This is a genomic window from Enterococcus sp. ARL09-542 (assembly GCF_005234805.1).
GTDB classification, from domain to species: Bacteria; Bacillota; Bacilli; order Lactobacillales; family Enterococcaceae; genus Enterococcus_D; species Enterococcus_D gallinarum.
Genome location: NZ_QPQX01000011.1, coordinates 93,060 through 109,832, shown reverse-complemented (window position 1 = coordinate 109,832; position 16,773 = coordinate 93,060). Strand labels below are relative to the sequence as shown.

Below are 16,773 nucleotides of genomic sequence, written 5' to 3'. Positions count from 1 at the left end.
CGGCGCACAGAACGCGCCGCATATCGGACTAAGTTTTATTCAAATTTGTCTTCACCAACACGATTTGACGAAGAGCCAATAAAACAACGTCCTAAGATCAGCTTGATTGCTTCTTCCGCCTACATGGCTGCTATCTGCTGTTTTGGTCTCTTGTTTTACTTACGTCACAGACTTTTTTTACTTTTCGGGCCGCGTTGCTTTGACCTTTAATGTGCTGACCTTTAAAACGCTGGCTAAAGGGATCATACGAATTTGTTGCCGATCACTTTGCAGTTTCAAAACGACTTGTTCTTTCGCAACCGTTTTTCCAACGATCCAACCGGTAACGGTTTCAAAACTGCCAACCTTCTCGGTTTTCACTTGTAAGACGACCAGATGTTTGTCACTGGCCGCTTTTTGCAAAATTTGCCGAATCTCATTGATCTTTTCAGTTTGATTTTTTTTATCGGCATTGTCACTGAAGAAAGTATCCAACAAGGTTGTCGAAGTCATGACAATCAACTTGCCCAGCTGTCTGATGGGAGATGATTTCTTTTCCATTGGTCTTTCCTTTCTGCTAACAGCAGCGGGTTTCTCTAAAACCGCACATACGTTCTCGTTTATTGCTTTTATTTTAACAAATTTTGAGGAAAAAACAAGCGAACATTCCCTTTATTGGGCAGCATTTTTTATTTTTTCTATCCAAAGGGGCAGTCCTGCTTGAATCAAGCGGTATGTTTGGTTGAAATCTCCTGTGTAATAAGGATCTGGAATATCTTCTCCCTCTCCAGGAACGACACTTAAGTACGTGTAAAGCTTATGCTGCATACCTGCTGGAGCCATTGCTGAAAGGTCCTCATAATTGTTACGATCCATGCCAATAATCCAGTCATAGGTTTCAAAATCCTCAGAAGTGATCTTGCGGGAAACCATGTTCTGCCAAGAAATCCCCGCATCTGCTAATAGTTGACGAGTTCCTTGATGAGGCGGATTACCCGCTTCCCATGAACTAGTGGCTGCTGAATCGATCTGCCAAGGCAATTGACGTTCTGCTATTGCTTGCTTGAAAAGCCCTTCTGCCATCGGTGAACGACAAATATTTCCTAAACAGACAAATAAAACTTTCGTCATGATTATTGCTCCTCTTTTTGATAAATTTGATAAGAAAAAAATTCCACATCTTTTGCCAAGCGAAAGAGTTGGGTCGCGATTTCTAATGGCATTTCCGGAAAATCATCACGAATCCAAGTTTCTAAGATTCCACTACAGCCATAAGAAAAGAAACGGCTGTAAAAAGCAATGTCTTGTTGCGACAATTGTTGCTCTTCATCGACTTCATCAAACAAGCGCTGAAATAAAGGCTCCGTAATTTGATAAAACTCACTCATCAGAATATCCCGGTCATAAGTAACAGATTTCCGATAGAAGGTTCCGTTTTGCCGCATCGCCTTCAACATTTTCAAAGCTGCTTCTTCCCAATTGTCTAGCGAAATGTTTTCAGATGTTAGATAAATCAGCGCATCTGTTTTGTAGATCCAACGAATCAATGCTTTTTTATCCGGGAAATGATAATAAAAGGTTTGTCGATTGATCTGCGCCTTCTCAGCCAGCTCTTGAATGCTGATTTTGTTTAATTCTTTTGTCTCACAAAGTTCAACGAATGTTTGACCAATGACTGCTTTGGTTTGATTCCCTTCTGCCATGGTACACCTCTTTTTCAAATTCTCTCCTTATCATACCAAATTTCCAACTAAAAAAGTATTCTTGCAGAAAAAATCCCAGCTATTTCACTAGCTGGGATCAAAAAAAGAGCTGAAAACAATTTCAGCTCTTTTTTTAATAATGCAATCCTTCACGTCCCAATCGGTTGGGTGAACTTATTTCTCAAATTTTTTTTTCAAAAATTCTCTGCGGATGCCCACGACTTTCTCGGTAAAGTTGACCCAATCCACTGGACGCGGCGGCGCCAGCCACAAAATATGATTGATCCCCATTGCCCCATAAAAAGGCATGTTTGAAAGAGTCAGATGAGTCTTTTCATCCGGAAAACTTTGAAACTGAATATTCAAATCGAGAATCTTTTCAATATTGTTGCGAATCATTTGATTATACGAACGACCATAAGAAAAATCGACACATACATAGAGAGGAACAGATATTTCTTTTAATGGGATCGTTGAGATCAATAAAATCAGATAGCGAAAGAATAGAAATTCCTTGTTGTTCCACAAAATGGGTCGGTTCCGGTTAGCTTCAAGGTAATTCCGACAAAAAGCCACATATTCAGGGTATGTTTGCAGAAAATAAGTGACGTCCAAATGTTGATACTCGCATCGCGAACTGAAAGAAAATGAAAGCAGTTGGTAATGAATGTTCGTCAATTCAGTTGTAAGCAGTGCTAGAAGCTCTTGGGAAAGAGCAAAACGACCACTAAGTTCTGTATAGAAATGTTCATTTAATTGGGTGATATAATGATTTTGATCAATGTAGCGGTCATTTTCTACTAACCAGCCTTCTACGATCAGAAACCGCAATATCTCCTTTGCTTCCCGCTCTAAGGTAGTCAGGCTCACCGTAGGCAAGATCTTCGCCAGCCAGTCTTTCAGCTCTTCAATGATTCGTAAGTGTTCAGCATTGATCAAACCATCCTCAACTGTATTTTGCAGAAAATGACCATTGCACATTCGGGTAATAATGATTCCTAAGTATTGTTCTTTGCGGATCTGCATTCGGGCAGATTGCTGAGGGTTCAACCAGCCTTGACTATTAAGCGCATCGAAAGTCTTTCTTTTTGTTTCGATTTCTTTCGGAAAAACCGACTGATTCAAATAGTATTCTTTCATAAAAAACAATAATATGAATTCCCTTATTTCATTTTCTTCACCGATCAATCGAAATTCCTTCGTCACCTCAATGTCATAATCATTAAGGATCTGCTTGAATTGTTTAAATTCTTTATACACAGGCGTATGGCTTAAAAAATGGTTCGTAGCGAATTCATAAAGTGAAGACAGTTGTTCAAAAAAACATTCTTTCAGCATGGAAAATTTCAGTGACTGGTCCAAATAATAGGTCAAGACGTTATCAGAGGTTGCCAAACCAGAAGCATTTAATTTGATCACGGTCTCATCAGTCACAATACCAAACTCTTCATCCAATCCAAATTCATAAAAGTCCGTGTTTAATTCTTGAACGGTCTTGTTGATCAAAAATTCGGACATTGTCAGATTATCCATCAATGCCTCTTTTGTCTCGGATAAAGAAACCGCATTTTCCAAGTATTGAAGCAGCACCAATTTTCGCTTATCCGCTTTATTCAAAAATGTCAAAAACATGCGTTTTCAGGCCTCCATCATTCTTTTGCCCATAAAGGACACTTCCGGTAAATAAATAGCACAAGCTTGTAAGATAAGACGGCTGATCATTGCCATCACCACCTGAATCATCGTCTGGCATTGCTAAGTCGACCGACAGACTATTTGCAAGGAAGATATCTTCCACCGTCACGCGTTTTGCCAGCTGCTTGCCATCAGCCAAAAACGGTTTTGTTAGATTCAGTAACGGCTGTTCCTTTTGACTGTTTTCTTTTGATTTGGGTTCTTCCTTAGGCGATGCTGGTTCTGCTGCTTTTGGTGTCTTCTCATCAACAGGCGCCTCGTTGATTTCTGGAGGGTCTTTCGGAACGATTTCTTCTGAAGGATTCAGCGGATTATAGATGGTAGCGAATACGACCTGTTCGGTAACAAGGTCGATCATTCCGATAATAATACAGGCTCCTAAAACAAAGCCAAATTTGCGTTTCATTGATTATTTCACCGCCTTAACATAGTTCTATCTGGCATCTCACTTGGGCCTCTCCTCACGTACCATCAATAATCGATGAATCTATCAAAGACAGCCCCACACCATTAGGTGTAGCTGAAAAAGCCAGCTGTTCTTACTTGCTGCTAACTTGTTGTCCTAACTGGAGATCTTTCTCCATAAGACTTACTTTGAGAAACAGGAAAGAAAATGATTCCGCAATGAATCGGCTATCGCTCATCACTTTTCAAAACTAGTTACTCTCCTTCATTCTTTTTCTGACGATGCCAAACAATCAGAAATGCAATGATCACCAAGAGGAGTCCAATCAATAAATATTGCCACGTATGATCTTCTTCGATAGTGACATCTTTCCGATTGAGGTCTCGCGCAACATCGCCAGCCACTGTAAACTCTTTTTTAAATTCCCATCTGTATAAATATCTTTCTTCCTCATCACCATTCTTGACTTTATACTGTCCTTCATCGCTTTTTCCGCTGTAGGCAACAGATTTCAGCAGGTAAGTACCTGCTTCAAGCTTTTGTCCTTCTAATGAGATGGGATAAGAAAAATGGGAATTTGGTGCCATCTGCATACCAGAAGTATCAGAAGAATAGCGGCTGTCGTTTTGCCCTTTTTTAGTGACATCGTTGATCAAACAAAATGAATTCAAATAGGCAGCGGTCGGATTTTGAAAAGTCACATTGATTACATTGCGGGCATTCACTTGATCAGGTTCGACGGCTAACAACTTCAAATCTGGAACGATTTCATCCGTTGTTTGTCTCAACAAAATTGCGACGACATAGGCATATTCATTTTTGATCGCTAATCCTTGATCCTCGGACTGATCAGAGGCTTCTTCCTGCTTTTCTTTTAATGTCAGTCCACCGGAAATCACGCCTTTAAATGATTCTGAAGGCATGCTTACTTTTAAAGGCAAAGTCACTTGAGACTGTTTGGGAATCGTGATGGTCTCTGCGATGTCTACCAAATCCTTCAAATTGTGCGTTAAGGTTTCATCAGGTTCGATATCATTTTGACCATACTCAACAACGCCGTTTAGATTGGTGGTTGCCGAAGCGATCTTCGGCTCAATCACTACGTCCTTATCCGTATCATTTCTTAATAGAACCTCCACCGTTTGAACAGCACCTGGTGACATCTTCAAATCAAAATAAGTCTTAGATTTGTCTATTTGGTTCTCTGGTATGACTGGATTTACTGCAAAATTGAATTCAGAGGCCATGCCTCTTACCGAAATAAAAAAGAAAAGACTTGCCAAAACCAGTATAATGAGCTGTTTACTTTTTTTCATGATGGATTTTCCCTCTCTATCTATGTACCACCCTTACGTATCAAAACCTTACACTTAAAGGGACTGGTTGCTATGGATTTGTCGGGGTATCAGTTAGCAGCCAGGTAAATGTGGTACTGTACTTCACGGCATATTTCGTTGTTGAACCAGGCACTTCTAATTCAATACTATCTACTGCTGCGAATAAACTGTCACCCCAGCTCATAAGATAAGTACCGGCTCCTTCCCCTTTTTGGGCACTCATGACTAATGATTCAGCCCCATTGGGATCCAGGGTAATCGTGCTTTTAAAATTAGAAGGTTTTGGGGATTCGGATGGTGTAACGATCGTCCCGTTAGTCAAGCGAATTTGAGCTGCTTTTAATTCTTGGTCTTTCCCTGTTTTAAATTGGCCATTTTGTTTGACATGCAACGTCCAGCCGCTTTCCATTCCTCGGTTATCTGTGACTTGTACAAAATTTGGTCCTTCTTGTTCTGCACCTGCTGCATCCTCATATTTTTGCAATGAGGCATGGTAGACTTCCGTTTTTGAAGTGATTTTTTGCATGCCAAAATACAAACTGGAGGCAAAGTCGATCGATAACGGTCCGTTGGTTCCTGGTTCAGGTTTGCCATCTGGCGTGGTGGGATCGACTGGTTTGATTGGATTGTCTGGATCTGGGTCTATTGGACTGATTGGATCCGTTGGCTCCGTGTTTGGTTCAAAGACAATTTGACCATTTGAATGATAAGCTGCCACTTCTGCTGCTTGAGCAGTGACCGTGCTCGTCATTCCCAATCCTACGAATACTGCTGCGGTTACTATTTTTTTCACTTTTCTGCCCCTTCTTATTCAGTCTCTGGTACATTTTTGAGGTACCAAGTCAAGGTTGTTCGATATTCTTTGGCTAATTTAACCGAACGACCAGGAATGTTTAATTTTACAGCTGCCGCTCCTTCTGATGCATCAGCACCAAAGCGATAGATCCAAGTCCCCATCCCTTTGCCTGCCGGGACATTCACCAAGTTCATTTCACTATTGGGAACAAATGTGTGATTCTCTACTACTGTTGGTGCATACTGCTTATCTGTCACAGAAATTGCTGTTCCGGAAGAAATTGATAATGAAGCCCCTGCTAGCACTTCACTCTGTGCTGTCTTAAATTGACCGTTCTGTATGACGCTAAGAGACCAGCCTTCTTGAGTCCCCCGTTTATCTGTGACTTGCACATAATTCGGACCTGCTAAACTTGAAATGAACTCTTGCAGTTTTGCATAGTAATCCATTGTTTCTGATGTGATCTTTTGATTGCCAAATTGGAAACTGGAGGCAAAATCAATTGACAACGGCCCAGCAGTTCCTGGATTTGGTCCCATTGGATCCGTGGGATCGACCGGGTCGACTGGTTTTTCCGGATCGGTAGGGTCGACTGGTTTAGTGAGATCATTATCCGTTTCAAAAATAATTGCCCCATTTGATGTATACTCTGCTGCAACTGCGGTGATCGGCAAGATTATTGAACTAAGGATGACGATACCCATCGTTATTAAACTCTTTTTCATTTCATTTGCTCCTTTTTGATAAAATACCTAGTGCTGCCAACAAGCAACCCCCATCGCGAGTTAACTGGAAGAGTCAGAACCCGTTGTGGGTAAGATTTTATGTCCTTGTTGGTCGAATGGCTGATTTCTCAGTACTTTCGCCTATGGTCTTGGATTTTTTGCTGGATATTCCTAAACGCCATAAAATGACGTTCCGCCATTGCTGTCATCCGCGCCTATTTCAGCAGCTAAGGTAGTTGCCAAAAACAAGAATAATCAGCCGAGCAAACTTGCATTAATGACTGTTTTTATCTTTACTCTTCTGCCTTTTATGGATTGCCTGGAGCAGATACTAGTTGCCAGGATAACGTTCCGCTATATTCGCCTATTTTTTGCTTTTCTACCGGAACAACTAATTTAAGACCTTTATTCGCTGTTTCTCCCCATTCTTGATTCACATGATAGTCGCCGTTTTCGGTCAATTCCGTCTCTTCAACGATAATTTCCCCATTTGTTAGTAATTGCTCTTCCCCATTTTTTACAAAGAACAACGTATTTTCTAAATGATCTGTCCCATTACTCAAGCTCTGCTGTTCTTTCACAGTGAGCCGCCAAGGACTTCGTTCAGATCCTCGTGTATCTTTGACAATCAAATCTCCTTGAATGTCAGGCCAATACGTTTGAGTGGTGGTAGTGATTTTTTGTGCCCCAAAATCGATAGTTGTCGGTACACTGCTCAAGGTCAACTCACCAGCGATCGCCACATTCACTGTTTTTTCAGCAGTTTGCCCATTTTCGGTGAAATGATACGTAGTTGTGACATTTTTTAGCAGCTCTTCTTCGCTTGTTTGCTGGATCGATTCGAGTGCTTCTGGTGCAACTTGCGGCAACTGCTCGTCTCGACCATCAGCAAAAATCGTTGCGGCTTCCGTATATGCTGCTAAATCAGCTTGATTCGTGATAGCCGTTGCTTCCCCTAAAGTCAAGCGGCTATCTTTGGCAAAGACAGCGAATTGCCGATTGCTTGCCAAGGCACTCTCATTTTTCACGACTACCAGATTGACTGCTTGTTCTACAGATGATTGATTTGCTGCTCCTGCTTTGAATGAAACAAGATGCTTGCGAGAAGTTGCTGACCCCAATGGTTTTTGAATCTCTGCTATTGCTTCTTCCGTCAGACTATCTGTAAAGAATGGGCGTCCTTGTGCCTGCAAATAGTCCAGTGCATCTTCTTTAGTGAGGTTCTCAGCTTCTTGTTCTGTAATGATTGCGTTCTGAGCACGAAGTTCAGCTTGATTCGAGTAAGAAACCTTCACTTGATAGCTGTATTCACCATCGGGAATCTGCCAATCGACTGGATCTGAAGACGATTGTTCTGGGATTGTTTCTGTCGCACTAGCAACTTTGCTTGACTGGATCTGTCCAGCATAAAACCAAGAACCTTTATTCTGGGTTTCTGGTGTAAAGGTCAGTATCGGTAAATTTGACCCAGTATACGGAATAAGCAGCCGCCCTTTTTGAACCTGGATGCCAGCAATATCTGTTCCCCATGCTTGAATCACAAGTGGCGCATTATTTTCTTTAACGCCTGTCACGTCATGAGTGATTGAACCTTGCCCATCAGCGATACCGGGCATTTCGACTTCATAGTCGATCACTGAACCAGGAATCGCAATTCCGTAGCCATTGACTCCCGTCACATCATTGTCCCCAATGAATGTTTTACCAGTCGCTTTTTCGATGCCGCTAAAAGTGATCGGCGTGATCGGCGTCGCATTGTTTGCAACTGGATTGATAGTCAATACTTGGTAGCTTGTGACTTCTCCAAACCAAGTGCCCTGACTTTTTGCTCGTGCTGCAGCATCATTCTCCGTATTTTTGATCCAAGTCAAATGATCTTTTTTTGAATCTGGCACTTCAAAATAGGAAAGGTTGATCCGACCAGTACCCGGAGGAGATTCAATGGTTGCCTCATCTTCGATGGTTAACTTACTGCCTGAAATCATGTTGTTTGCTGAAGAAATTCCAATACCGGCATTTTTCGACAGCTGGATCGTCCCAAACTGGTGATAAGTCGTACTATGGTTGGCCGCTGTAGCTGAGCGCCCATTTTTTATATCCCCACCGGTAGCCATCAATGTCAATCCGTTAGTCACAGTTAATTCGGTAAAATTCACGAGACCTAATCCTGTCATAGATATGGGCTCATCTTGGTAAGCATTGGTTCCATCTACATTCTCGCCAAAATTCATTTTGACTTGATTGGTGCTGTTAGCAACGATTGCATTGGTGAAATTGTCCGTTGCATTTCCGCCAGAGATCCCATTGATACTTTTCGCCCCTTGAATACGCATCTCTACATCGCGCAAAATCTGATTAGAGGAAATATTCGAGTAATAGGTGGTATATAAATTACCAATACTGGAATCTTCCGCTTGAATGTTCATCATGATCTTGCCGCTTCTCGTATTGCTAGCAGTTCGGCCGCCATCCCCATAAATCGTGGCACCGTTCAAGACATCCGATCCTGGTTTTGTATAGATGTTCAGCGTAATCGTATTGGATGTATCTGTTCCGACAATATTTGTACTGTTGAATGGATTTCCGCCAGAAATATTGGTCCCGCTAGGCAGCTTAAACTCACCGTCATAATTTCTTAAATCCAATGTTAAACTTGCATTTCCCAATAGTCTGCCATTATTAGTCACACCGCCAGAAAAACCATTAGAGCCAGTTCGTGGGGTACCGGAAAAGTTCCCGCCGAAAATCCGATTATTCGAATTTCCGTTGATCGTATGAGAACTGGAATCTCCGTATGAAGCCCCTAGAGAGGCATTGATCACCCCATCATAAACCGTTACTGCCACGTTCCCACCAATCAAGAGATCGTTCCAGCCGCCGCCAGACAAGAACCAATCCACTTGTCCGTTATTGACTGTCGTTTCACCATTACCATAGACTCTTCTACCGGTATAGCCAGTACCTTCAAGGGTGTCTACGATCCCTGAGTTCAATGTATTCGATGCATTTCCTTCAATAACTCCAGAGAAAGAGCCGCCATAGGTCCAGCGAGCAACCGTATTATTTAGAATTGTTTTAGTATTCCCTTTGATGTAGATATTCCAGGTAGTTCCCGGATCTCCCCCACCGCCGACAATATCCCAGCCAGATAGTTCCCCTCGATTTTTGGTTGTTGTGGAATAAGCAAGGTTGGTCGGTTTTGATCCTTTATAAGCAATACCGTCTCCACCTGGACTGCCATCTGCTGTAATCGACCCCACTTCAATCGTGGTATTCCCATCAATATAACCGCCGCGACCTGCAGCTGTAGTATATGTTGCACCATTTGAAAAAGAACCGCTGACCAGATGGGAGGTAATATTGCCGTATACTTTGAAACTTGCTCCCGCTTCTGCTAATTGAGCCCGTTGTGCGGGAGTATAATTGTCGTAAGTCGTTGTATTCGAAGCTCCCATCGAACTTTGTGAGAGCGTGCTGACATTGTTCCCGCCGCCGCCATTGAAATCACCGATCCCACCGACACTAGCGCTAGGACCCGCTTTGACCGTATTTACGATGTTTCCATTGATTGTGCCAGAGTATCGATTACCACCTTCAAAAGTTGCCCGGCCTGTAGAATAGAGACTCGAATCAAGATTCGTTACGATGGCATCTTTAGCAGGTTCCGAGCCAATATTTCCATAATAGGAACCGCCGATAAAACGATTGGCTGTCCCAGTCCAGCCTCCACTACCGGAAACAGTGCTGTTGATTCTACCGTCGATCGTTCCATACTGAACCCCTCCGACAAACGTTCCCAACCGAAAATTGGCATTTTTCGTAGCAATCGTCGTTTCAACATTCCCAGTCACATTGGCTGCATTTGTAGCACTTGATCCAACACCACCGCCATAATAGTTTGTCAATGTGCCATTCAATTGCTTGATCGCTACTTTTGTATTGCCATCGATCGTTCCAACATTGGCTCCCCCTGCAATGGTACTTATCCCAGAGACGGTATTGTTTACGTTGATCGTTACATTCCCCTTCAACGTTCCGCCGCTTTGGTTGCCCCCATAAATATTCCAAGTACCTGAACCCGTGTTATTCACATGGATCGTCGGATTGCCTTCCAGATCCCCACTGTTTGTGCCACCATATATCGTAAAGCCATTTCCAACGGCACCCCCATTGAGGAAAAGACTGTGCCCGTTCATGTAAATCGTCGATCCCCTATAGTCGATATTGCGAAACACGATATCCGAGCCAAAATAATTATTCGTTGAGAAATCAACCCGTCGACTGCCTGAAGCCAATGTTGTCGCATCTGTGATGGGATCGTTAGCATGACCAGTTAATATCAAGCGACTAACTTTCCCTTGTAATGCATAAAACGTGATATTGCTACTGTCTACTGTGCTTGGTATTGTTTTGGCTGTCAGATCAGCCGGTAAAGTCAAGGTACCCCCTGATCCGACATACAAAGCAAACTCACCGCCATTGCCATTTTGATACATATCAAACAAGGCTTGCCGAAAGCCATCGACACTATTTGCATACTCAGCGTAAGTTTCCCCATCGCCTGCAGGACTTGGAACGGCAACAAGTCGTGAAGGATCTGCACTTGCAATAATATCTTTGATGGACAGGTCTACTAAGGAACCGCTAGACCGGACACTCACGCCCTGTTTAAAAACTGCTAGCAGGATCTGATCATGATCTAGGTCCACGTTTTGCAATGCTTCATTACTATAAATTTTTCCTTCTAGCTGCCAGCCTTCAAAGGATGCCGGATTTTTAAAGGAAGGAATGTCCGTTGCTGTAAGACGTTCCCCTTTTTTCTTGCTGATTTGAAGGCTTGTTTCTCCTGTTTCCAACAAACGCCCTTCAGCACTTTTGAAGGTTATCGTCAGTTCTTCTGACTCTTGTGAAGAACTAGTAACAGATTCTTGGGAATGAGATTCAGATGCTGAATGTGCTGGCGATTCATCCGATTCTGCTGTTTCAGTCGCTTCAGATGTTTCGTTTGTTTCGTTATCCTGACTTGCGGTACCTTCACTGCTTTCACTGCTACTTTCTCTGTTACTCGTGATACTTTCCTTATTATCTATATCGCTAAGCTTTTCTAACTCGTTTAAAGTATCCGTTGTTTCACTTTTTTGCGCGATACTTTCTGCATGTGCAACTACCTCTGTATATGAAAAACAAGGAGAAGATACTAATAGAAAAACAAGAAAATTGGTTAAAAAACGATTCACTTTATCCCTCCTGACTGAGTGAAAATGAGTAAAATATTGCGCAATACACGCATTATGCTATCCATAGTCTATATCCAAATAAAAAAAGGATTATAATTTTTTTCATCCATTCCAAAATTATGATTATAAATTGACATCCTAACCGCTTGTTTCTTCTCATTTTTGGCCTTGTCAGGCAGTTTGTTTGACATTTACTTGAAATGCTTGGAAAGGATAAATTTAGAGTTAATTTCACCTAGCATACTAAAAAAACGTAAGAGTTCAAGAGATATAATTAGAATAAGATTATAAAAATCACATAATAAAGCAATCTTTACCACTGAAAAATTAATCTATTATCCGAATTATTTGTACTTGATGCCCCTATATAGAAATCGCTAACATCATTTATATTTCATAGAATTAATAATGTTATAACGAATAATAATTCACTGTATTTTCTAAAATAAAATAACTCAAAGTATAATAACCGAAAAAAATTTTATAATTTTTTCTAAACAACATTAGAAAAATAATACAATCATAAAAAATAAAATAACTATTAATCTAATTTAACAGCATGTATTTTTATTTCCGTGCGCAAAAAAAGCACCAAACAGTCCTCTGTTTGGTGCTTCATTTTCAATTATTTGGAAAAGAACGTCCATCAATAAATGTTGTATAGATATGCTCGTCCTCTACTTGCTCTCCTTGAATCGATTTGACGATTTTCTCTGAAGCAATCATTCCCCAACGATGCTTCGAGTAAGAAATTGTCGACAACCGCGGCTGTATAAACGCCCCTAATTCTGTATTGTCAAAACCAATGATGCGGATATCTTCTCCGATTTTTAAGTCTGTTTTACGTACATACTTATAAACCCCGATGGCCATTTCATCGTTTAAGGCAAAGATATCGATTGGTCTTAGCGGATTTTTTGCTAAAATTTCTTCTGCTCCCCGATACCCTGAGGGTTCAGTAAAATCACCAGCTATTACATCATAGGAAATGCCAAATCGGGTAAGCTCTTTGATACTGGCTTCTAACCGTTCTTGACTATCATAACTTTTTTCAGGACCAGCAAGTAAAAAGACATGTTGGCTGCCACCTGAAATCAATTTATCAATAGCCAGTGCCGCACCACCTTTATTATCCAAAAGGACTTGATGGATATTTTCATGATCGAGGATCCGATCTAGTACAACGATTTGATGTCCCCGCTGAGCATACCGCTCAATTTCCTCTGAAGGAAAAGTCCAATCTAAAACGATGGCTCCATCGATCATACGCTCTGGTATAAACAAATGGGATTTTTTGCCGCTGCAAACAATCATTTCGTAACCAAAAGTCTCGAGACTTTTTTTAATCCCGTCTAGCAACTCTCCATAGAAACTCCCCGCGTAGTCTGCGAGGTACACGCCAATGATGTTCGTTTGTCTGCGCTTCAGTGTACGAGCAGCCATGTTCGGAACATAATTCAAGTCACGAGCAATCGCTTGGATACGGGCGCGCGTCTCCTCCGTCACTTTAGGGCTGCCGTTCAAAGCATAGGATACAGTGGAAATAGACACACCGGCTTTTTTAGCAATATCTTTGATCCCTACCATGGCTCCTCCTTTCTATCGATAAATATCGATATGATTTATTTCCTTATTGAACAACGGCAGCACTGCTGATTTGTCTAAACAAAAGGCCCCTTTTCGATAGCTGTTTTCTGCTAGTGTATAGTCTACCGGTTGGCCATTGATCAATACCTGTTCTTTTGACGCTTCGTGAAAATGGATCTTAACCGGTTGATCAAAGACCCGGTAGGTCATCGTTAAGTCAGATAACTCAGTTGGCAAGACAGGATCAAGGAACAAATCATCTGCCATTTCGCGAATGCCCAAGACATTGCTGATCAATTGATTCAAATAGATACCTGGTCCGCTGGAGTACACGCGCCAACCGCCTTTTACACCGACGCTTCCATCTCTAAGTTTACCAAAATTCTCTTGGGCTTCAAGCCTTGTTTTGAAATCGCCGTCAGAGCTGCTGAAATAGACATTGGCTTGTCGCAGTTCTGCATTTGGCACGCGTTCTTGCAACTGAATAGGATTGATGACCCCTAAAGCATGCCAAGTTTCTTCTTTTTGTCCCAATTTGGCCATTGCTTCAGTAAAACGGATGTGGGCATGAACATATTGCAACCCGATTTCCCGACCAAAGTTCGCTGCTTGCTCTGCACGTTTGAAATTCGTACTGACCCCACCATGATAAGCCGCTGGACGATTCATCAAGCGAACGCCATCTGGATGTTGCAAGTGTTCTTTGATGATGCCTAAATGGTGCTCGGCTTCGTCCGGAGAAAGTAATTCACCGATCATGCTTTGCTGCATCGGCAACAATCGGTACTGAATCCCTGTCTTTTTGTCTTCTGGATGGATCATCAATTCCACATGTTCAGGGTCTTCCATATAAACAAATCCTGGGATGGTTCCTGAGGACAAAATGTATTTATCAAAATCTGTACGAATGCCGCTGACGATGGTTTGTAAATGATCAGCATAATTTGGATCATAGTCTTTCAGCTGTGCCGCTAGTTTCTTCATCACTTCATAAGTTAATGCAACTGTCCAACTGCTGGCCATCTGCTTTTTCAATTTGCTATTGTTTGGCTGCAGGGTATCATCCCAGTCCCCATCCCCATAACATGAAAGATACGTACCTTCCAAGAAATTCGCTTCGATATATGCAATCTCTTTCTGTAAATGATCATAAAGAGAAGCAGTTTGACTTGTCTTTAAGAACGTTTCGCGATCTGTATAAGGTATTTGCGTTTCTAAAATCGCGAAGTCCTTCGTTTTTTCCAAGTAATCGCTGACGACTTTCATTGGCCACACAATCACATCTCCATGACTTTCGTCGGCTTTTTGTTTTTCGTAGCGGTCAAACATAAACCATTGCGGCCAATTGCCATCGTCGGCAAATTGATTGGCAAAGAGGTGTTTGATGATCGACGCAACGATCTCTGGACGATTGACTGCTAAGAAAAATTCTGTTGGTCCTTGTGAGACATCTCTGGTCCCCCAAGCAGCACCGCCATACTGTTCCAAACCATGAGGAGACAAATAATGGACCAGCATGTTGTGCGTGTACCACCGAGAGAGCAAATTAAGAGTTTGGACTTCTGCTTGGTCATGGGTCAATTCAAATTGATTCAGCAGTGAATCAATGAACGTCACATATTTTGCTTCTTCTTGCTGCTTAGAAGACGCTTGTTCTCGGTAAGGATCTCCGGTCAACGTTCCCTGAATCTTAAGGGTAACTTCTGACTGATCCGCAAATGTCAGAACAGTTAGTGCGCCATCACTGTTTTCTTGTAAGAACAAGGAATCATCTGTCACATCAAAAGGCTGATCCGCCTGCAGATAATAAGTTAATTCTGGATACGCTTCTTTTACTGGTGACGTAGTCCCGCTTGTGATCACTACTTGCTGCTCTTTTTTCACAACCGCTGTCGGTGCTTCTTCATCTGGTCCCATCAAAAACTGGTTGCTGATGGCCCATGAATAAGCCTTTTTGCTATGGATCATCGTTCGGATCTCACGGCTGTCAAGCAGTGTATACGTCGTGACCGTGATCAAATCATCTGCTGTTTTGTAATACCACGTTGCAGAGTTCAGCCCCATCTCGAACGCAGATGGCATCGTCAATAAGCGCCACGTATCCTGTTCTTTCAAGTAGATCCGCTGTCCTGATCGTTTCATGACATTCAACGCATTACGGCTGTTACTCAATAATTTATTCATTGACGTATTCCCTAGAACGATCTGCGAATTGAAAATACCATACATATAAACCGTCGTACTAAGCAACGGCTGATCTACCACTAGATCACTGCCACTCAGCAATATATGCCCATGAGCCCGTTCCATGGCACTTTCTTTTTCCTTCAACACAACGTGACGGTAGTTTTCGGTAAAAAATGAATACATTTGGCCATCGATTCGTTCCATTGCTTCCTGTTTTGGAAATAGCGCGGAAATATCTGCTTCTGACAAGGTATCTCCAGTCAATGCTGCTCCGAGTTGTTTTGCCGGAAGTAGCTGTGTCGTCAATGACTCAAAAGTCAATTTTTGAAACTGTTCCTTCAGAGAAGGGCGGTCGAATTGCGGACCGGATACTGCTTGTGGCTGATCTGCCTTGACAGCACTATAAAAAATGACTTCTGTTGTTTCGTCAGATAGCTGATAAGACTCGGACTGCAAAGCAATGTAGGCAAATTCATATTGATACACTTCATTCGCTAATGTTTCGTGCGCTAAGGCTTGCGGCAAATTAGTCACCTTGTATGTTCTGCCAAAAAATTGATACCCATCTGTTGAATAACTCCGCAAGGGTTGGAAACTTCCTTGTTCGACTAATGGAAATTTGCCGGATTGCGGTTGATTTTGACGAGAAGAGACGACGATCGTTCCGTTATCCTGAGTCACGTGGTGATCCAGATATTGAGAAACATACGCTTCATTGGACTGAACTGCTCCTTTTAGTGCATTGCCTATATCTTGACCATAAATGATATCTGCTTTTCCAGAACCCGTTAACTGGATTCGCCAAAACCAGCAATCTTCTGCCAGTTGCAAGTCCACTTGATAATGAACGTCCAAAAACTCTCCTGACCAAGACAACTGCTGTTGGGAATACCCAAACTTACTGGCTGAATTAGAACCGACCATCGGTGTCCAACGAATCCCTTCTGATGTATAGACTCGCAGATACAATTGATTCAAACTGCCGTCTACCGGATTGCCATTTAGTTGATTGATCATCATGCCATTGCTATCTATTTCATACAGATCCCCGGTTTTCAAAAACCTCAGGCGTGTCTGATTCTTTTCAAGAGTAATATATTGTGTCATATAAACCTTCCTAT

The 16,773-nt window shown here is 42.0% G+C and carries 11 protein-coding genes; all 11 read right to left on the bottom strand.

The features are described from left to right. Nucleotides 1–177 precede the first annotated feature (177 nt). A complete protein-coding gene (locus DVW06_RS12370) occupies nucleotides 178–540 on the bottom strand; it encodes a hypothetical protein (RefSeq protein ID WP_005470095.1) in 363 nt (120 codons plus the stop codon). A gap of 111 nt (nucleotides 541–651) precedes the next feature. Beyond that, nucleotides 652–1,110 carry a low molecular weight protein-tyrosine-phosphatase gene (locus DVW06_RS12365; protein WP_005470093.1) on the bottom strand — a complete coding sequence of 153 codons (459 nt, stop codon included), beginning with the start codon at nucleotides 1,108–1,110 and terminating at the stop codon, nucleotides 652–654. Between the two features lie 2 nt (nucleotides 1,111–1,112). Next, nucleotides 1,113–1,682: a TetR/AcrR family transcriptional regulator gene (locus DVW06_RS12360; protein ID WP_005470091.1), complete on the bottom strand. Its 570-nt coding sequence runs from the start codon at nucleotides 1,680–1,682 to the stop codon at nucleotides 1,113–1,115. Nucleotides 1,683–1,856: 174 nt separating this feature from the next. Continuing rightward, nucleotides 1,857–3,314: a helix-turn-helix domain-containing protein gene (locus DVW06_RS12355; protein ID WP_137264699.1), complete on the bottom strand. Its 1,458-nt coding sequence runs from the start codon at nucleotides 3,312–3,314 to the stop codon at nucleotides 1,857–1,859. Beyond that, on the bottom strand, nucleotides 3,292–3,783 hold the full coding sequence (locus DVW06_RS12350; RefSeq protein ID WP_003128114.1) for a hypothetical protein: 492 nt from the start codon (nucleotides 3,781–3,783) through the stop codon (nucleotides 3,292–3,294). Before DVW06_RS12350 ends, DVW06_RS12355 begins: the two co-directional genes overlap by 23 nt. 254 nt (nucleotides 3,784–4,037) lie before the next feature. Then, the gene (locus DVW06_RS12345) at nucleotides 4,038–5,099 is read right to left on the bottom strand and encodes a DUF916 and DUF3324 domain-containing protein (protein WP_029486287.1); all 1,062 of its coding nucleotides are present in this window, start codon (nucleotides 5,097–5,099) and stop codon (nucleotides 4,038–4,040) included. A gap of 70 nt (nucleotides 5,100–5,169) precedes the next feature. After that, nucleotides 5,170–5,871: a WxL domain-containing protein gene (locus tag DVW06_RS12340; RefSeq protein WP_137264701.1), complete on the bottom strand. Its 702-nt coding sequence runs from the start codon at nucleotides 5,869–5,871 to the stop codon at nucleotides 5,170–5,172. Nucleotides 5,872–5,927: 56 nt separating this feature from the next. After that, complete coding sequence (locus tag DVW06_RS12335) at nucleotides 5,928–6,641, bottom strand: WxL domain-containing protein (RefSeq protein WP_029486285.1); 714 nt, start codon at nucleotides 6,639–6,641, stop codon at nucleotides 5,928–5,930. A 308-nt stretch (nucleotides 6,642–6,949) separates the two neighbouring features. Continuing rightward, nucleotides 6,950–11,878, bottom strand: coding sequence for a hypothetical protein (locus tag DVW06_RS12330; RefSeq protein WP_131731976.1), 4,929 nt, complete (start codon nucleotides 11,876–11,878; stop codon nucleotides 6,950–6,952). A 621-nt stretch (nucleotides 11,879–12,499) separates the two neighbouring features. Beyond that, complete coding sequence (locus tag DVW06_RS12325; RefSeq protein WP_029486283.1) at nucleotides 12,500–13,465, bottom strand: LacI family DNA-binding transcriptional regulator; 966 nt, start codon at nucleotides 13,463–13,465, stop codon at nucleotides 12,500–12,502. Between the two features lie 12 nt (nucleotides 13,466–13,477). Then, nucleotides 13,478–16,759, bottom strand: coding sequence for a GH36-type glycosyl hydrolase domain-containing protein (locus DVW06_RS12320; protein WP_003128107.1), 3,282 nt, complete (start codon nucleotides 16,757–16,759; stop codon nucleotides 13,478–13,480). Nucleotides 16,760–16,773 lie beyond the last annotated feature (14 nt).